Genomic DNA, 18,236 nt, shown 5'->3' on the forward strand with positions numbered 1-18,236 from the left:
AAAAACGCAAAAAGGCCATCCTTTCGGATGGCCTCTTCACTTATTTGATGCCTGGCAGTTCCCTACTCTCACATGGGGAGACCCCACACTACCATCGGCGCTACGGCGTTTCACTTCTGAGTTCGGCATGGGGTCAGGTGGGACCACCGCGCTAAAGCCGCCAGGCAAATTCTGTAATCTGTATCAGCTGAAAATCGTCTCTCTCACGCCAAAACATCTTCGGCGTTGTAAGGTTAAGCCTCACGGTTCATTAGTATCGGTTAGCTCAACGCATCGCTGCGCTTACACACCCGACCTATCAACGTCGTAGTCTTCAACGTTCCTTCAGGAGACTTAAAGTCTCAGGGAGAACTCATCTCGGGGCAAGTTTCGTGCTTAGATGCTTTCAGCACTTATCTCTTCCGCATTTAGCTACCGGGCAGTGCCATTGGCATGACAACCCGAACACCAGTGATGCGTCCACTCCGGTCCTCTCGTACTAGGAGCAGCCCCCCTCAATTCTCCAGCGCCCACGGCAGATAGGGACCGAACTGTCTCACGACGTTCTAAACCCAGCTCGCGTACCACTTTAAATGGCGAACAGCCATACCCTTGGGACCTACTTCAGCCCCAGGATGTGATGAGCCGACATCGAGGTGCCAAACACCGCCGTCGATATGAACTCTTGGGCGGTATCAGCCTGTTATCCCCGGAGTACCTTTTATCCGTTGAGCGATGGCCCTTCCATTCAGAACCACCGGATCACTATGACCTGCTTTCGCACCTGCTCGAGCCGTCACTCTCGCAGTCAAGCTAGCTTATGCCATTGCACTAACCTCCTGATGTCCGACCAGGATTAGCTAACCTTCGTGCTCCTCCGTTACTCTTTGGGAGGAGACCGCCCCAGTCAAACTACCCACCAGACACTGTCCGCAACCCGGATCACGGGTCTACGTTAGAACACCAGCCATTAAAGGGTGGTATTTCAAGGTTGGCTCCACGCAGACTGGCGTCCACGCTTCAAAGCCTCCCACCTATCCTACACATCAAGGACCAGTGTTCAGTGTCAAGCTATAGTAAAGGTTCACGGGGTCTTTCCGTCTTGCCGCGGGTACACTGCATCTTCACAGCGAGTTCAATTTCACTGAGTCTCGGGTGGAGACAGCCTGGCCATCATTACGCCATTCGTGCAGGTCGGAACTTACCCGACAAGGAATTTCGCTACCTTAGGACCGTTATAGTTACGGCCGCCGTTTACCGGGGCTTCGATCAAGAGCTTCGCGTTACCGCTAACCCCATCAATTAACCTTCCGGCACCGGGCAGGCGTCACACCGTATACGTCCACTTTCGTGTTTGCACAGTGCTGTGTTTTTAATAAACAGTTGCAGCCAGCTGGTATCTTCGACTGATTTCAGCTCCACCCGCAGGGGCTTCACCTACATATCAGCGTGCCTTCTCCCGAAGTTACGGCACCATTTTGCCTAGTTCCTTCACCCGAGTTCTCTCAAGCGCCTTGGTATTCTCTACCTGACCACCTGTGTCGGTTTGGGGTACGATTTGATGTTACCTGATGCTTAGAGGCTTTTCCTGGAAGCAGGGCATTTGTTACTTCAGCACCGTAGTGCCTCGTCATCACACCTCAGCGTTAATAAGGAACCGGATTTACCTGGAACCTCCGCCTACATGCTTAAACCGGGACAACCGTCGCCCGGCTAACATAGCCTTCTCCGTCCCCCCTTCGCAGTAACACCAAGTACAGGAATATTAACCTGTTTCCCATCGACTACGCCTTTCGGCCTCGCCTTAGGGGTCGACTCACCCTGCCCCGATTAACGTTGGACAGGAACCCTTGGTCTTCCGGCGAGCGGGCTTTTCACCCGCTTTATCGTTACTTATGTCAGCATTCGCACTTCTGATACCTCCAGCACCCCTCACAGGACACCTTCAACGGCTTACAGAACGCTCCCCTACCCAACAACACATAGTGTCGCTGCCGCAGCTTCGGTGCATGGTTTAGCCCCGTTACATCTTCCGCGCAGGCCGACTCGACCAGTGAGCTATTACGCTTTCTTTAAATGATGGCTGCTTCTAAGCCAACATCCTGGCTGTCTGTGCCTTCCCACATCGTTTCCCACTTAACCATGACTTTGGGACCTTAGCTGGCGGTCTGGGTTGTTTCCCTCTTCACGACGGACGTTAGCACCCGCCGTGTGTCTCCCGTGATAACATTCTTCGGTATTCGTAGTTTGCATCGGGTTGGTAAGCCGGGATGGCCCCCTAGCCGAAACAGTGCTCTACCCCCGAAGATGAGTTCACGAGGCGCTACCTAAATAGCTTTCGGGGAGAACCAGCTATCTCCCGGTTTGATTGGCCTTTCACCCCCAGCCACAAGTCATCCGCTAATTTTTCAACATTAGTCGGTTCGGTCCTCCAGTTAGTGTTACCCAACCTTCAACCTGCCCATGGCTAGATCACCGGGTTTCGGGTCTATACCCTGCAACTTAACGCCCAGTTAAGACTCGGTTTCCCTTCGGCTCCCCTATACGGTTAACCTTGCTACAGAATATAAGTCGCTGACCCATTATACAAAAGGTACGCAGTCACCCCATAAAAGAGGCTCCCACTGCTTGTACGTACACGGTTTCAGGTTCTTTTTCACTCCCCTCGCCGGGGTTCTTTTCGCCTTTCCCTCACGGTACTGGTTCACTATCGGTCAGTCAGGAGTATTTAGCCTTGGAGGATGGTCCCCCCATATTCAGACAGGATACCACGTGTCCCGCCCTACTCTTCGAGTTCACAGCCTGTGTGCTTTCGTGTACGGGACTGTCACCCTGTACCGTGCGACTTTCCAGACGCTTCCACTAACACACAAGCTGATTCAGACTCTGGGCTGCTCCCCGTTCGCTCGCCGCTACTGGGGGAATCTCGGTTGATTTCTTTTCCTCGGGGTACTTAGATGTTTCAGTTCCCCCGGTTCGCCTCGTTAACCTATGTATTCAGTTAACGATAGTGTGTCGGAACACACTGGGTTTCCCCATTCGGACATCGCCGGGTCAAAGGTTCATATCACCTCGCCGGCGCTTTTCGCAGATTAGCACGTCCTTCATCGCCTCTGACTGCCAGGGCATCCACCGTGTACGCTTAGTCGCTTAACCTCACAACCCGAAGATGTTTCTTTCGATTCATCACCGGTTTGCGAAAATTTGAGAGACTCGAACACACATTAACTGTGTGTCGTTTCAATTTTCAGCTTGATCCAGATTTTTAAAGAGCAAAACTTCGCAGTGCACCTTTTCAGGTTCACTCTGAAGTTTTCTTGTTTTCGCAGTAAAAGATGGTGGAGCTATGCGGGATCGAACCGCAGACCTCCTGCGTGCAAAGCAGGCGCTCTCCCAGCTGAGCTATAGCCCCATCGTATGACCAACCTCTTCAAATCTGCATGACAGATTTGGTAGGCCTGAGTGGACTTGAACCACCGACCTCACCCTTATCAGGGGTGCGCTCTAACCACCTGAGCTACAAGCCTGTAGAGGTTTTTTACTGCTGTTTTTCATCAGACAATCTGTGTGGACACTACAAAGGCAGGTTCTTTAAGGTAAGGAGGTGATCCAACCGCAGGTTCCCCTACGGTTACCTTGTTACGACTTCACCCCAGTCATGAATCACAAAGTGGTAAGCGCCCTCCCGAAGGTTAAGCTACCTACTTCTTTTGCAACCCACTCCCATGGTGTGACGGGCGGTGTGTACAAGGCCCGGGAACGTATTCACCGTAGCATTCTGATCTACGATTACTAGCGATTCCGACTTCATGGAGTCGAGTTGCAGACTCCAATCCGGACTACGACGCACTTTATGAGGTCCGCTTGCTCTCGCGAGTTCGCTTCTCTTTGTATGCGCCATTGTAGCACGTGTGTAGCCCTACTCGTAAGGGCCATGATGACTTGACGTCATCCCCACCTTCCTCCAGTTTATCACTGGCAGTCTCCTTTGAGTTCCCGGCCGGACCGCTGGCAACAAAGGATAAGGGTTGCGCTCGTTGCGGGACTTAACCCAACATTTCACAACACGAGCTGACGACAGCCATGCAGCACCTGTCTCAGAGTTCCCGAAGGCACCAAAGCATCTCTGCTAAGTTCTCTGGATGTCAAGAGTAGGTAAGGTTCTTCGCGTTGCATCGAATTAAACCACATGCTCCACCGCTTGTGCGGGCCCCCGTCAATTCATTTGAGTTTTAACCTTGCGGCCGTACTCCCCAGGCGGTCGACTTAACGCGTTAGCTCCGGAAGCCACGCCTCAAGGGCACAACCTCCAAGTCGACATCGTTTACGGCGTGGACTACCAGGGTATCTAATCCTGTTTGCTCCCCACGCTTTCGCACCTGAGCGTCAGTCTTTGTCCAGGGGGCCGCCTTCGCCACCGGTATTCCTCCAGATCTCTACGCATTTCACCGCTACACCTGGAATTCTACCCCCCTCTACAAGACTCTAGCCTGCCAGTTTCGAATGCAGTTCCCAGGTTGAGCCCGGGGATTTCACATCCGACTTGACAGACCGCCTGCGTGCGCTTTACGCCCAGTAATTCCGATTAACGCTTGCACCCTCCGTATTACCGCGGCTGCTGGCACGGAGTTAGCCGGTGCTTCTTCTGCGGGTAACGTCAATTGCTGCGGTTATTAACCACAACACCTTCCTCCCCGCTGAAAGTACTTTACAACCCGAAGGCCTTCTTCATACACGCGGCATGGCTGCATCAGGCTTGCGCCCATTGTGCAATATTCCCCACTGCTGCCTCCCGTAGGAGTCTGGACCGTGTCTCAGTTCCAGTGTGGCTGGTCATCCTCTCAGACCAGCTAGGGATCGTCGCCTAGGTGAGCCGTTACCCCACCTACTAGCTAATCCCATCTGGGCACATCTGATGGCAAGAGGCCCGAAGGTCCCCCTCTTTGGTCTTGCGACGTTATGCGGTATTAGCTACCGTTTCCAGTAGTTATCCCCCTCCATCAGGCAGTTTCCCAGACATTACTCACCCGTCCGCCACTCGTCACCCGAGAGCAAGCTCTCTGTGCTACCGTTCGACTTGCATGTGTTAGGCCTGCCGCCAGCGTTCAATCTGAGCCATGATCAAACTCTTCAATTTAAGTTTGATGCTCGTGAATTAAACTTCGTAATGAATTACGTATGTTCACTCAGAGACTTGGTATTCATTTAGTGTCCGAAGACATTAAGAATCCATGTCACTTTGAGTGCCCACACAGATTGTCTGATAAATTGTTAAAGAGCAGTGCCGCTTCGCTTTCGCTGCGGCGCGGGGTGTGCATATTACGCTTTCCCGCTTCAGAGTCAAGCATTTATTTTCGCTTATCTCTGCTGACCCGGCGGCGTGTGTGCCGTTGTTCCGTGTCAGTGGAGGCGCATTATAGGGAGTTATTCTGAAGTGACAAGCACAAAATACAAAAAACTTTTCGTTCGCTCACTTTTCAAACGTCACGCCTATTTAAGCCGCGAATCGCCTGATAAATGTGCGATCTCCCGCGCAAAACTGGCGACCTGCGACCAGTCGGTATACACCACCTCTTTACGCGTATCGGTTTCGCCGCCGGTCATCTTCATAATGAGGCGAATCATAAAGCGGTCATACCAGCGATAGCGCGGATAACGCAGCGCGCCGGCAAAGACGGCGCTGATGTCCGGCTGCCACGGAGAGCTCAACAGAAACTTGCGCGTATAGCTGTTGGTCTGCGGCGTACGTTTCTCAGGTTTACGCGCCACCAGATTGACCGAGTAAAAAGCCCCGGGCAGTTTATTGAGCACTGCCGTATGCTTTTTCACAAAACGATCCAGCGCCGGATGGAAATGCCCGTAACGAATAGACGCGCCAATAACCACACGGTCGTAATCCTGCCAGGCTATCTGCTCCGTGCGGTTCAGGTTCACCACATCAGAGTAAATCCCCCGCTCTTTTAATTCTGAAGCCAGATATGAGGCAATCTCACGCGTTTGCCCATCCCGCGTAGAGAAAAGAATAAGTGTTTTCACCGACGACTCCTTACTCGCGCCAGAATGTTGGGGTGAACAGCACCAGCAGCGTAAAGACCTCCAGACGACCAAACAGCATGTTGGCGATGAGGATCCATTTCGCGACCGGGTTCATACTGGCAAAGTTATCCGCCACAACCCCCAGGCCAGGCCCGAGGTTATTCAACGTTGCTACGACGGAAGCAAAGGCAGAGAAATCATCCACCCCCGTCGCGATAATCGCCAGCATACTGACGATGAAGACCAGCGCATAGGCCGAGAAGAACCCCCACACCGCTTCAAGAATACGTTCCGGCAGGGCACGGTTACCCAGTTTGATGCTGTAAACCGCGTTCGGGTGGACCAGACGTTTAAGTTCACGGTTCCCCTGCTTAAACAACAGCAGAATACGGATCACCTTCAGGCCACCGCCCGTCGACCCCGCACAACCCCCGATGAACGCAGAACACAGCAGCAGTACCGGCAGGAACAGCGGCCAGCGCGCAATACTGTCCGTTGTAAAACCGGCGGTGGTTGCCATCGACACCACCTGGAAGAACGCCTGATTTAACGTAGTCAACGCGGAGTTATAGACATCGTGGAACCACAACACCACGGTACAGATGATGACCAGCGTAAGCTGGACACCAATGAACATGCGAAACTCCGGGTCACGCCAGTACACCTTCAGGCTACGCCCGCTGAGTAAGGAGAAGTGCAGACCGTAGTTACAGCCGGAAATCAGCAGGAAGATGGCAATGATCGTGTTAATGGTGGGGCTGTCGAAGTAACCCACACTGGCATCGTGGGTCGAGAACCCGCCGATGGCGATCGTCGCAAAGCTGTGCCCGATAGCGTCGAATGCAGGCATCCCGGCAAACCATAACGCTAACGCACAGGCAATCGTCAGCAAGACATAGATAAGCCACAGGGTTTTCGCCGTCTCGGCTATGCGCGGGCGCATCTTGTTATCTTTCAATGGGCCCGGCATTTCCGCACGGTAAAGCTGCATCCCCCCGACGCCAAGAATAGGCAGGATGGCCACGGCCAGGACGATGATCCCCATCCCCCCGAACCATTGCAGCATCTGGCGATAAAAAAGAATGGCATGCGGTAAGGAATCCAGCCCGACCAGCGTGGTCGCCCCGGTCGTCGTTAAACCCGAGAACGATTCAAAAAACGCATCCGTGACGGTCAGATTAGGCTGCTCAGAGAAGATAAAGGGTAGCGCACCCACACTTCCCAGCACTGTCCAGAACAGAACAACAATCAGAAAGCCTTCGCGAGATTTCAGCTCACCCTTTTGACGACGGTTTGGCCACCAGAGCAGTGAGCCAATCGCCAGCGCGACAAAGAAGGTCTGGGTAAATGCCCGCCCCGCGCCGTCCCGGTAGATAAGCGCTACCAGTCCTGGGAGAATCATCGTCCCGGAAAAAAGTATGACCAGCAGTCCAACGATTCGGGTAATGGCACGAAAATGCATCTCTGCCGCTTCCTTTGGTATTCAAAAAAGTGAGGTGGGGATTATTCTTCAATCGGCAGCAATTGCAACGAACCGCGACTAAAATCCGCCAGCTTTGCTGAAAAAGCAGCCAGTTCCGCCTGCGGAAGCGCCACGCGCAGTTGCACCATTGCCTGATAGTCACTGTGCGCGATGACGCCGTTAAACTGCTTTAGCAATGCCTCAATGCCGGATAACTGACCGTAATCGCACAGTAAAGTATATTCGGTGAGCGGCGTTTTGCGGGTGGTAATCAGCATATTCAGTGCCTGCTGAACCCCACCGCCATACGCTTTAACCAGTCCACCCGTGCCTAATAAAATACCGCCGTAGTAGCGAACGACCACGGCGGTGATTTCACCCACGCCGCTGCCCATCAACTGGGAGAGCATGGGTTTACCGGCTGTGCCTGCCGGTTCACCGTCATCGGAAAACCCCAGCTGTTGTGAATCGTTCGGCGGCCCTGCCACCCACGCCACGCAATGGTGACGTGCGTCAGGGTGCTGCGCGCGAACGGACTCAACAAACGCTTTTGCCGCCTCAACGCCGTCGGTATGTGCCAGCAGCGTAATGAATCGACTCTTCTTAATTTCCTCAACAAAGGTGACCGGTTCAGCCGGTATCAGCCAGCTATCCATCAGGCCAGCTTCAGGTCTCGCGTCATATTCTCAATACCGTTTTCGTGGATCACCACGTTATCTTCGATACGAATACCGCCAAACGGTTTCAGCGCTTCAATTTTGTCCCAGTTGAAGTGCTTGCTGAACGGGCCTTCACGCCATGGCGCTAACAGCGATTCGATAAAGTAGATACCCGGCTCGATGGTCAGCACCATACGCGGCTCAAGAATACGCGTGCAGCGCAGGTAAGGATATTTAGACGGCGCGGCCAGGTGCGTACCGGTATCATCCTGCATAAAACCGGCAACATCATGAACCTGCAGACCCAGCGGGTGACCAATACCGTGCGGCATGAACGGCCCGGTCAGATCGTTTTCCACCATCGCCTCTTCGCTCATGTCTTTCACGATCTGGTGCTTACGCAGCAGTTTAGCGATGCGCTGATGGAACTGGATGTGGTAATCCACATAGCTGGTTCCCGCTTTCATGGTGCCAATAAGTGCCAGTTGCTCATCGTTAACGTCTTTAATCAACTGTGCAAAATCGGTATCCGCATTTGCCGCCCAGGTGCGGGTCAGGTCGGCCGCATAGCCGTTGTACTCTGCCCCGGCGTCCAACAGGAAGCTGCGCATCTCGGATGGCACCTGGTGATCGAGCCTGGTGTAGTGCAGAACGGACGCATGCTCATTCAGCGCGACGATGTTGCTGTAAGGGACATCAGTGTCACGGTGGCCGGTGGCGGTCAGATACGCCTGGTTAATATCGAACTCGCTCATGCCAGACTGGAACGCTTCATGCGCAGCACGGTGACCATTTACCGCCGTTTTTTGCGCTTCACGCATGCAGTAAAGTTCGTAGTCGGTCTTATAAGCGCGATAGTAGTGCAGATAATCCAGAACCCCTTTCGGATTGAGTTTATCCGCCGGAATATCCAGACCGAGCGCACGCTCGGGAACCGGGCCAATATAAGCAATGTTGCCGCGCCCGGCTGGCAGGAGGCTGCCAATGCCATCGGCTTTTGGTAAAGCGATAACGTCCACTTCTTCCGTCCAGAAGCTGGTCGGCAGCGGCTCAACGTTGTGCCAGTAATCGACAGGCAGATAGAACCACAGTTTCGGCTTGTTCACCCCGTCCACCAGCAACCAGCAATTTGGGACCTGCGTGACCGGCACCCAGGCTTTGAACTGCGGGTTGACCTTAAACGGATACGCATGGTCATCCAGGAAGGTGTTAATCAGCTCTCCGGAGTGGATTAACAACGCATCCAGCTTAAAGCGCGCCAGTACATCACGGGTACGTTCCTGTAGGGTAACGATATGATTTTTATAAAGCGAAGCCAGTGAGTCCATCTTTCTTCCTTTCATTTTTCTGAGCTCAAGTCATCGCATCTTAGCACACCTGACTCCGACTGCGTGATTTCCACCGACCGTGATCAATGCAGCAATTTCTTAATGAGAAATTTGCATTTTATTAACATAAATCCCACACTCCGTCTCATCTGGTATGACCAGATCCACTTGCTGGATTCAGGAGACTGACATGCTCTACAAAGGCGACACCCTGTACCTCAACTGGCTGGAAGATGGCATTGCCGAACTGGTGTTCGATGCCCCCGGCTCAGTCAACAAGCTTGATACCGCGACGGTGGCCAGTCTTGGCCAGGCGCTGGATGTGCTTGAAAAACAATCTGAATTAAAAGGACTGCTGCTGCGCTCAAACAAAGCGGCTTTTATTGTCGGTGCAGATATCACCGAATTCCTTTCACTGTTCCAGGTCCCGGAAGAACAGCTGAGCCAGTGGCTGCACTTTGCCAACAGCGTCTTTAATCGTCTGGAAGATCTGCCTGTTCCGACAGTCTCCGCCGTTAACGGCTACGCGCTGGGCGGCGGCTGCGAGTGCGTGCTGGCAACCGACTATCGTCTGGCCACGCCAGACCTGCGCATCGGCCTGCCGGAAACAAAACTGGGCATCATGCCAGGCTTTGGCGGTTCCGTACGTATGCCACGCATGTTGGGTGCCGATAGCGCCCTGGAGATCATCGCCGCCGGTAAAGATGTCGGGGCGGAACAGGCGCAGAAAATAGGCCTGGTGGACGGTGTGGTTAAACCAGAAAAACTGATTGAAGGCTCCCTCGCCATTCTCCATCAGGCCATTAATGGCGACCTCGACTGGAAAGCCAAACGTCAGCCGAAGCTGGAACCGTTGAAACTCAGCAAAATTGAAGCCGCCATGAGCTTCACCATCGCCAAAGGGATGGTGATGCAGACGGCAGGCAAACACTACCCCGCGCCCATTACCGCCGTTAAAACGATTGAAGCCGCGGCCCGCTTTGGCCGTGATGAAGCGCTGAAACTGGAAAACCAAAGCTTTGTTCCGCTGGCGCACACTAATGAAGCTCGCGCACTGGTGGGCATCTTCCTGAACGATCAATTCGTGAAAGGTAAGGCGAAACAGCTGACCAAAAATGTTGAGACGCCAAAACAGGCGGCGGTACTCGGTGCAGGCATTATGGGCGGCGGCATCGCTTATCAGTCGGCCTGGAAAGGCGTGCCTGTGGTGATGAAAGACATCAGCGAGAAATCCCTGACGCTGGGCATGACCGAAGCGGCCAAGCTGCTGAATAAACAGCTGGAACGCGGCAAAATTGACGGTCTGAAACTCTCAGGGGTGATCTCGACAATCCACCCGACCCTGGACTATAGCGGTTTCGACCGTGTGGATGTGGTCGTTGAAGCGGTCGTTGAGAACCCGAAAGTCAAAAAAGCGGTGCTGGCGGAAACCGAAGAGAAGGTTCGTCCTGATACCGTACTGGCCTCAAACACCTCCACCATCCCGATTAGCGAACTGGCAGGCGTTCTGAAGCGCCCGGAAAACTTCTGCGGTATGCACTTCTTTAACCCGGTGCACCGTATGCCACTTGTCGAAGTGATCCGTGGGGAAAAAACCTCTGACGAAACGATCGCCAAAGTCGTGGCATGGGCCAGCAAAATGGGCAAAACCCCGATCGTGGTCAACGATTGTCCGGGCTTCTTCGTCAACCGCGTGCTGTTCCCGTACTTCGCCGGTTTCAGCCAGCTCCTGCGCGACGGTGCGGATTTCCGTAAAGTCGACAAAGTGATGGAAAAACAGTTCGGCTGGCCGATGGGTCCAGCGTATCTGCTGGATGTGGTCGGCATTGATACCGCACACCACGCCCAGGCGGTGATGGCGGCAGGCTTCCCGCAGCGCATGCAGAAAGATTACCGCGACGCGATTGACGCCCTGTTTGACGCCAGCCGCTTTGGTCAGAAAAACGGCCTGGGCTTCTGGCGTTATAAAGAAGACAGCAAAGGCAAACCGAAGAAAGAAGAAGACGCGGCGGTGGATGGCCTGCTGGCCGACGTCAGCCAGCCGAAACGTGACTTCACCGACGATGAAATCATCGCCCGAATGATGATTCCAATGATCAACGAAGTGGTGCGTTGCCTGGAAGAAGGCATTATCGCCAGCCCGGCAGAAGCGGATATGGCACTGGTGTACGGCCTCGGCTTCCCTCCGTTCCACGGCGGCGCGTTCCGCTGGCTGGATACGCTCGGCAGCGCCCGTTATCTCGATATGGCTCAGCAGTACCAGCACCTCGGCCCGCTGTATGACGTGCCGGAAGGTCTGCGTAACAAAGCGCGCCATAACGAACCCTATTACCCTGCAGTTGAGCCAGCCCGTCCGGTTGGCGAGCTGAAAACGGCTTAAGGAGTCACAATGGAAAAGGTTGTCATTGTTGATGCGATTCGCACCCCGATGGGCCGTTCAAAAGGCGGTGCATTCCGTAATGTGCGCGCGGAAGACCTCTCCGCACACCTGATGCGTAGCCTGCTGGCGCGTAACCCGGCACTGGATCCCGCTGCGCTCGACGATATTTACTGGGGCTGTGTACAGCAAACCCTCGAACAGGGCTTTAACATCGCCCGTAACGCTTCGCTGCTGGCGGAGATCCCGCATTCAGTTCCGGCGGTGACCGTTAACCGTCTGTGTGGTTCGTCAATGCAGGCACTGCACGACGCGGCACGCATGATCATGACCGGTGATGCGCAGGCCTGTCTGGTCGGCGGCGTGGAGCACATGGGCCACGTGCCGATGAGCCACGGGGTTGATTTCCACCCGGGTATGAGCCGTAACGTGGCGAAAGCGGCGGGAATGATGGGCCTGACCGCTGAGATGCTTTCCCGCCTCCACGGCATCAGCCGCGAAATGCAGGATACCTTTGCTGCGCGCTCCCACGCACGCGCCTGGGCCGCAACGCAGTCCGGCGCATTTAAGCATGAGATCATCCCAACCGGTGGTCACGATGCTGACGGCGTTTTGAAGCAGTTCAACTACGATGAAGTGATTCGCCCGGAAACCACTGTAGAAACCCTTTCTACGCTGCGCCCGGCGTTTGACCCGGTCACCGGTACGGTAACGGCAGGCACCTCGTCTGCCCTATCTGACGGGGCCGCCGCGATGCTGGTGATGAGTGAAAGCCGTGCCCGCGAGTTAGGCCTGACGCCTCGCGCCCGGGTACGTTCGATGGCGGTGGTGGGTTGCGATCCGTCCATTATGGGTTACGGTCCGGTGCCGGCCTCGAAGCTGGCGCTGAAAAAAGCAGGCTTAACAACCAGTGATATCGATCTGTTTGAGATGAACGAAGCCTTTGCCGCGCAGATCCTGCCGTGCATCAAAGATCTGGGCCTGATGGATCAGATAGACGACAAGATTAACCTCAATGGCGGCGCGATCGCCCTCGGTCACCCGCTGGGTTGTTCCGGGGCACGCATCAGCACCACGCTGATTAACCTGATGGAACGCAAAGACGCTCAGTTTGGTCTGGCGACGATGTGTATCGGGCTGGGTCAGGGTATCGCGACGGTATTTGAGCGAGTGTAAATCTTCGAGGGGTTCTTACAGCCAGTGTCGCCAGAACACGGCGGCACGCGAGCGGCGCCCGATGCGCTTACGGAAGTAAGGGATTCGGGTGAGCACGCGCAGCCATCGCAGTTATGGCGCCAGTGGCGAAGAGATAAAGTTTAGTTGCCGTTCTTCCCGCCTGTCAGGGGCGGGTTTTTTATTTAAATGAACGCGAACGCATCGCCGAAGAGACGGTCTTCACGCGCGTCACGTTCGTTGCAGAACAGGTCACGGGCAATTTTCGCCATCTCAAAACGGCCAGCAATATAGATATCATGTCCCGCCAGCGTGCCGTGATCCTGCAGCACCGCCGTCAGTACCGTACCGCTGCGCCCACGCCAGCCCTCTTCAGGCTGCTCCACCACCGGCTCAATGCGCAGGTGTGGATGATTGACGCTTAATGCTTCCAGTTCAGAGAGGTCGTAGAGATGTTTCTCTTCGCGGCCGCCCCAGTAGATGGTGATATCGCGATCCGGGTTACGCGCCAGGGCCGTCAGCAGGATAGAGCGCACATAAGAGAAACCCGTTCCCCCCGCAATCAGGATCAGCGGACGGTCTTCATCTTCACGCAGCCAGGCATCACCGTGAGGAATATCCACCACGATTTCACGTTCTTTCAGAATGCGGTCCATGACGGCCATCGCATACAGGTTAAGCTCAGACGCACCAATATGAAGCTCAATAAATTCCTGCTCTGCTGGCGTAGAAGCCATAGAGAAGGGACGCTTATCACGCTCATCCATCACGACCATCAAGTACTGACCGGCGCGGAAAGAGAATGCCGCTTCAGGTACTAAACGGACGCGATATACGGTGTCGGTGATAGCATCTACCGAGGTCACTTTACAGCTTAAGGTTGTCATTCGCTCTCTCTGTCGTGAAGTCTATAGGGCTTAACGGCCTGTTTCAGGTTTACCGTTATTCATTATGGCCAGTTCATCCCAGATCGCGTCAATACGCGCGGTCACGGCAGGATCTTTTTTGATCGGTCGACCCCATTCACGCTCGGTTTCGCCGGGCCATTTGTTTGTGGCATCCAGTCCCATTTTTGAGCCAAGGCCGGAGACCGGCGAGGCAAAATCCAGATAATCTATCGGCGTGTTTTCGACTAACACCGTATCGCGCGCCGGATCCATTCGCGTAGTAATGGCCCAGATAACGTCATTCCAGTCGCGGGCGTTAACATCATCATCGCAGACAATAACAAATTTGGTATACATAAACTGGCGCAGGAAAGACCATACGCCCATCATCACGCGTTTAGCGTGACCAGGATATTGCTTCTTCATCGTCACCACCGCCAGGCGATACGAACACCCTTCCGGCGGCAGGTAAAAATCAACAATTTCCGGGAACTGCTTTTGCAGGATCGGCACAAACACTTCGTTCAGCGCCACTCCCAGTACCGCCGGTTCATCCGGTGGACGTCCGGTATAGGTGGAGTGGTAAATCGCATCTTCACGCTGGGTGATGTGCGTGACGGTAAACACCGGGAAGTTATCAACTTCGTTGTAATAGCCAGTGTGGTCACCGTATGGCCCTTCCGGTGCCATTTCGCCCTGCTCAAGGTAACCTTCCAGAACGATCTCCGCGCTGGCAGGAACTTCAAGGTCATTAGAAATACACTTCACGACTTCGGTTTTGGTTCCGCGCAGCAGGCCTGCAAAGGCATATTCGGACAGCGTATCCGGCACTGGCGTTACCGCCCCCAGAATCGTGGCCGGATCGGCGCCTAACGCAACGGAAACCGGGAAACGCTCGCCCGGGTGTTCAGCACACCACTCCTGGAAATCCAGGGCGCCGCCACGATGTGACAACCAGCGCATGATGAGCTTATTCTTGCCAATCAGCTGCTGGCGGTAAATACCCAGATTTTGTCGCTCTTTGTGCGGACCACGCGTGACGGTGAGCCCCCAGGTGATAAGCGGCGCAGCATCTTCAGGCCAGCATTGCATGACAGGAATTTTTGTCAGATCCACCGCATCGCCTTCCAGCACTTTCTGCTGACACGGTGCGCCGCGCAGACGTTTGGTTGGCATGTTTAGCACCTGCTTAAACTGCGGCAGTTTATCGAACAGATCGCGGAAACCTTTCGGTGGCTCTGGCTCTTTCAGAAACGCCAGCAGTTTACCCACTTCGCGCAGCGCCGTGACGTCCTCCTGTCCCATCCCCAACGCCACACGGCGCGGTGTACCAAACAGGTTGCATAGCACCGGCATCGAATACCCTTTTGGGTTTTCAAACAGTAAAGCGGGGCCACCGGCACGCAGGGTGCGGTCAGCAATTTCTGTCATTTCCAGATAAGGATCAACAGGAAGTGTAATGCGTTTGAGTTCGCCCTGCTTTTCCAGCAGCGTCAGGAAGTCGCGGAGATCGTGGTATTTCATGCAGTTAGTCATGGCCTCTCTGTAAGCGCTTCATTATACGGCGTAAGCCTGCTTGATGCTGTAATTTTGTTAAATTAGCGTGAACTTATGCATTCTGTTCCCTTTTCCCCCATTATAATCAACTTAGCGATCCCGCCAGGGTTTTGATATGCTTGCGCCCCGAACTAAGGGAAAGAGTGATTATGCAGGCCTGGTATTTACTGTATTGCAAACGCGGGCAACTTCAGCGCGCGCAGGAACATCTTGAACGTCAGTCTGTAAATTGCCTGACACCCGTGATCACGCTTGAAAAAATGCAGCGCGGGAAGCGCACGACCGTCAGTGAGCCATTATTCCCGAACTATCTGTTCGTTGAGTTCGACCCGGAAGTGATTCACACCACGACCATCAGCGCCACACGCGGTGTCAGCCACTTTGTGCGTTTTGGCGCTCACCCGGCCACGGTCCCGTCAACGGTGATTCATCAGCTTTCGGTGTACCAGCAACCTGAAGGCATCACCGATCCGGAAACCCCCTACGCAGGCGACAGCGTCGTCATCACTGAAGGGGCTTTCGAGGGCTTACAGGCGATTTTCGCCGAGCCTGACGGTGAAGCACGCTCCATGCTGTTGCTCAACCTGCTGAATAAGCAAGTATTGCAGAGCGTGAAAAACACCGACTTCCGCAAAGTTTAAACGTCTATCCCGAACAGGCGACGCACGTTGTCATCCGTCTGTGCGCAAAGCCAGTGCGGGTCTTCTCCGCGCCAGCGCGCTACGCTCTCAAGAATATGCCCCAGATAGGCCGGTTCGTTACGTCGAGAAGCCGGTTTGGGTTGCATATCTCGCGGCAGCAGATAAGGTGCGTCGGTTTCAACAAGCAAGCGGTCCGCCGGGATCACCGGCAACAGCTCGCGAAGCTCAAGCCCGCGACGTTCATCGCAAACCCAGCCGGTAATGCCCAGATATAACCCGCGTTCCAGACAATCCAGCGCTTCCTGCCGTGAACCGGTAAAGCAGTGCAGTACCGCACCGGGCAGTTTATCGAGCCAGGGTTCCAGTAAGGCGAGGAAGCGCTCATGCGCGTCACGGCAGTGCATAAACACAGGCATTCCAAGCTCCGCCGCCAGGGCGAGCTGGGCGGTGAAGGCGTTTTCCTGTTCGGCTGGTGTGGAAAAGTTACGGTTGAAATCGAGACCACATTCGCCAATGGCCACGACTTCAGGGGTTTTCGCCAGCCTGTGTATGATTTCAGCGCTCTGCGGCGTCCACTGGCTGCTGTCATGAGGATGCACGCCAGCGGTTGACCAGCAGCGATCATAGCGCTGAGCAAGCTGCTGCGCCTGCTCGCTTTCTTGCAGGTTGGTTCCCGTCAGGAGCAGCCCTTTCACCCCGGCGGCAAAAGCACGCGCGACGACTTCATCGCAGTCTTTCGCAAACTGCGAGCTGGTCAGGTTGAGTCCGATATCAAACATGCGATTCCCCATAGCACAACCGCCCTGACGGGCGGCTGGTTTTACTCTTCAGTGGTCTTTTCCGACGTATCGTCTTCGTCATCCGACCGACGCCCTTTTCCCACGTAGAAACGCGAGAAGAATACGCCGACTTCAAACAGACAATACATCGGTATTGCCAGCAGTGTTTGTGAGAAGACGTCAGGTGGTGTGAGCAGCATGCCAACCACAAACGCGCCGACCAGGATATACGGGCGCTTCTTACGCAGGTCATCAGGGGTCGTCACTCCTACCCAGCAAAGCAGCACAATGGCTACCGGCACTTCGAATGCCACGCCGAACGCCATAAACAGCGCCATCACAAAGCTGAGGTAGCTGGCGATATCCGTCGACACCTGAACCCCTTCCGGCGCGGTATGCGTCAGGAAGCCAAAGGCCAGCGGGAAGACAACAAAGTAGGCGAACGCCATGCCGATATAGAACAGCAGCGAGCTGGATACCAGCAGCGGGATCACCAGCTTGCGTTCATGCTTGTACAGCGCTGGCGCCACAAACGCCCACACCTGATAAAGAATGACCGGCGCAGAGGCAATCAGCGATACCCAGAAGGTGAGCTTAATAGGGGTAAAGAACGGTGATGCAACGTCGGTTGCGATCATCGTTGCCCCCAGCGGCATCTGCTTGATCAGCGGCGCAGAGACAACCTGGTAGATATCATTGGCGAAATAGACCAGGCATAAGAAAATGAGGAAAACCGCGATAATGCAGTTTAACAGGCGCTTACGCAGCTCTATGAGGTGCGTAATCAGCGGTTGGGTATCATCTACTGCCATGTTTACGCTTTATCACTCGACGAGGGGGATGATTCGGAAACAGGCTCGGCAGGCTTAACGTCAGCCGCTTTTACTACCGGTTCTTCCGGCTGCGCCTGTTTTTTCGGTTCAGATTCCTGCGGCGTTTGTTCAGGCGCGGTAGCCTGATGCTCCGCGCTGGCAGGCGTAACGCCCTCGCGCTGCGCTTCGCTGTCCTTCACCACCGGGTTGTGGATGGTGTTGGCTTCATCGCTCGCCTTTTCAGGATCGTTGACGCTGTAGGAGCGCTTCATGGATTCTGCCGCTTCACGCAGTTCATCCATTGAGGCTTTCAGTTCAGGCGTCAGGTTATCCATGCTCGCCTTTTCCACCTTTTTCAGGCTTTCCTGAAACTCCTGCAGCTTAAGTTCCTGCGCCAGCTCATTTTGTACGGTCGAAGCCAGCGATCTCAGCGCGCGTACCCAGCCCACAACGGTTTTCACCGCCACCGGCAGACGCTGGGGTCCTAACACTATCAGGCCAATCACAAAGACCAGCAGCAGCTCACTAAAACCAATGTCGAACACG

Annotated in this window: 12 protein-coding genes, 2 tRNA genes and 3 rRNA genes; 3 read left to right on the top strand and 14 right to left on the bottom strand. The window is 54.6% G+C overall.

The features are described from left to right. Positions 1-49: 49 nt before the first annotated feature. From rrf to pepQ, 9 genes are all read right to left on the bottom strand, one after another. Positions 50-165: ribosomal RNA gene (gene rrf / locus ACN9MQ_RS21650) — 5S ribosomal RNA — on the bottom strand. Between the two features lie 64 nt (positions 166-229). Beyond that, positions 230-3,135 (bottom strand): 23S ribosomal RNA (locus ACN9MQ_RS21655). 180 nt (positions 3,136-3,315) lie between these two features. After that, a tRNA-Ala gene (locus tag ACN9MQ_RS21660) sits at positions 3,316-3,391 on the bottom strand. Between the two features lie 38 nt (positions 3,392-3,429). Then, positions 3,430-3,506: transfer RNA gene (locus tag ACN9MQ_RS21665), tRNA-Ile, on the bottom strand. Between the two features lie 70 nt (positions 3,507-3,576). Then, positions 3,577-5,116, bottom strand: a 16S ribosomal RNA gene (locus ACN9MQ_RS21670). Together the 16S, 23S and 5S rRNA genes with 2 tRNA genes alongside form the textbook arrangement of a ribosomal RNA operon. Positions 5,117-5,469: 353 nt before the next feature. Then, on the bottom strand, positions 5,470-6,015 hold the full coding sequence (gene hemG, locus ACN9MQ_RS21675; RefSeq protein WP_426021627.1) for a menaquinone-dependent protoporphyrinogen IX dehydrogenase: 546 nt from the start codon (positions 6,013-6,015) through the stop codon (positions 5,470-5,472). Positions 6,016-6,025: 10 nt separating this feature from the next. Next, positions 6,026-7,477 carry a Trk system potassium transporter TrkH gene (trkH, locus tag ACN9MQ_RS21680; RefSeq protein ID WP_014172101.1) on the bottom strand — a complete coding sequence of 484 codons (1,452 nt, stop codon included), beginning with the start codon at positions 7,475-7,477 and terminating at the stop codon, positions 6,026-6,028. A 41-nt stretch (positions 7,478-7,518) separates the two neighbouring features. Continuing rightward, positions 7,519-8,133, bottom strand: coding sequence for an IMPACT family protein (locus tag ACN9MQ_RS21685; protein WP_020882868.1), 615 nt, complete (start codon positions 8,131-8,133; stop codon positions 7,519-7,521). Next, complete coding sequence (gene pepQ, locus ACN9MQ_RS21690; protein ID WP_020882869.1) at positions 8,133-9,464, bottom strand: Xaa-Pro dipeptidase; 1,332 nt, start codon at positions 9,462-9,464, stop codon at positions 8,133-8,135. Before pepQ ends, ACN9MQ_RS21685 begins: the two co-directional genes overlap by 1 nt. A 190-nt stretch (positions 9,465-9,654) precedes the next feature. Between pepQ and fadB the strand changes: the two genes are divergently transcribed. Continuing rightward, a complete protein-coding gene (fadB, locus tag ACN9MQ_RS21695; RefSeq protein WP_032680099.1) occupies positions 9,655-11,844 on the top strand; it encodes a fatty acid oxidation complex subunit alpha FadB in 2,190 nt (729 codons plus the stop codon). A 9-nt stretch (positions 11,845-11,853) separates the two neighbouring features. Beyond that, a complete protein-coding gene (gene fadA / locus ACN9MQ_RS21700) occupies positions 11,854-13,017 on the top strand; it encodes an acetyl-CoA C-acyltransferase FadA (RefSeq protein ID WP_044866329.1) in 1,164 nt (387 codons plus the stop codon). Between the two features lie 182 nt (positions 13,018-13,199). On the opposite strand, the gene fre is transcribed toward fadA, so the two are convergent. Both fre and ubiD read right to left on the bottom strand, forming a co-directional pair. Further along, the gene (gene fre / locus ACN9MQ_RS21705) at positions 13,200-13,901 is read right to left on the bottom strand and encodes an NAD(P)H-flavin reductase (RefSeq protein ID WP_014172106.1); all 702 of its coding nucleotides are present in this window, start codon (positions 13,899-13,901) and stop codon (positions 13,200-13,202) included. 30 nt (positions 13,902-13,931) lie between these two features. After that, positions 13,932-15,437 (bottom strand): 4-hydroxy-3-polyprenylbenzoate decarboxylase, encoded by a 1,506-nt coding sequence (gene ubiD, locus ACN9MQ_RS21710; RefSeq protein ID WP_014172107.1) that lies wholly within the window; start codon positions 15,435-15,437, stop codon positions 13,932-13,934. A gap of 170 nt (positions 15,438-15,607) precedes the next feature. Here ubiD and rfaH point away from each other — a divergent pair, with 170 nt between their 5' ends. Continuing rightward, positions 15,608-16,099 carry a transcription/translation regulatory transformer protein RfaH gene (gene rfaH / locus ACN9MQ_RS21715; RefSeq protein ID WP_020882871.1) on the top strand — a complete coding sequence of 164 codons (492 nt, stop codon included), beginning with the start codon at positions 15,608-15,610 and terminating at the stop codon, positions 16,097-16,099. Here rfaH and tatD read toward each other — a convergent pair. The 3 genes from tatD to tatB are packed head-to-tail and all read right to left on the bottom strand — an operon-like array spanning position 16,096 to position 18,235. Next, positions 16,096-16,878, bottom strand: a complete 783-nt coding sequence (tatD, locus tag ACN9MQ_RS21720) for a 3'-5' ssDNA/RNA exonuclease TatD (protein WP_047742250.1) — start codon at positions 16,876-16,878, stop codon at positions 16,096-16,098. The two genes, rfaH and tatD, sit on opposite strands and share 4 nt — an antisense overlap. Positions 16,879-16,919: 41 nt before the next feature. Continuing rightward, a complete protein-coding gene (gene tatC, locus ACN9MQ_RS21725; protein WP_014172110.1) occupies positions 16,920-17,690 on the bottom strand; it encodes a Sec-independent protein translocase subunit TatC in 771 nt (256 codons plus the stop codon). 2 nt (positions 17,691-17,692) lie between these two features. Then, entirely contained in the window at positions 17,693-18,235 is a 543-nt protein-coding gene (gene tatB / locus ACN9MQ_RS21730; protein WP_073397794.1) for a Sec-independent protein translocase protein TatB, read from the bottom strand. Position 18,236: the final 1 nt, after the last annotated feature.

This window comes from Enterobacter sp. R-25 (assembly GCF_049913205.1).
GTDB lineage: Bacteria > Pseudomonadota > Gammaproteobacteria > Enterobacterales > Enterobacteriaceae > Enterobacter > Enterobacter ludwigii.

Coding starts and splice junctions, on each gene's coding strand:
- trkH (WP_014172101.1), bottom strand. CDS start 7,477: ATGCATTTTCGTGCCATTACCCGAATCGTTGGACTGCTGGTCATACTT.
- ACN9MQ_RS21685 (WP_020882868.1), bottom strand. CDS start 8,133: ATGGATAGCTGGCTGATACCGGCTGAACCGGTCACCTTTGTTGAGGAA.
- fadB (WP_032680099.1), top strand. CDS start 9,655: ATGCTCTACAAAGGCGACACCCTGTACCTCAACTGGCTGGAAGATGGC.
- tatC (WP_014172110.1), bottom strand. CDS start 17,690: ATGGCAGTAGATGATACCCAACCGCTGATTACGCACCTCATAGAGCTG.
- pepQ (WP_020882869.1), bottom strand. CDS start 9,464: ATGGACTCACTGGCTTCGCTTTATAAAAATCATATCGTTACCCTACAG.
- tatD (WP_047742250.1), bottom strand. CDS start 16,878: ATGTTTGATATCGGACTCAACCTGACCAGCTCGCAGTTTGCGAAAGAC.
- rfaH (WP_020882871.1), top strand. CDS start 15,608: ATGCAGGCCTGGTATTTACTGTATTGCAAACGCGGGCAACTTCAGCGC.
- ubiD (WP_014172107.1), bottom strand. CDS start 15,437: ATGACTAACTGCATGAAATACCACGATCTCCGCGACTTCCTGACGCTG.
- fadA (WP_044866329.1), top strand. CDS start 11,854: ATGGAAAAGGTTGTCATTGTTGATGCGATTCGCACCCCGATGGGCCGT.
- fre (WP_014172106.1), bottom strand. CDS start 13,901: ATGACAACCTTAAGCTGTAAAGTGACCTCGGTAGATGCTATCACCGAC.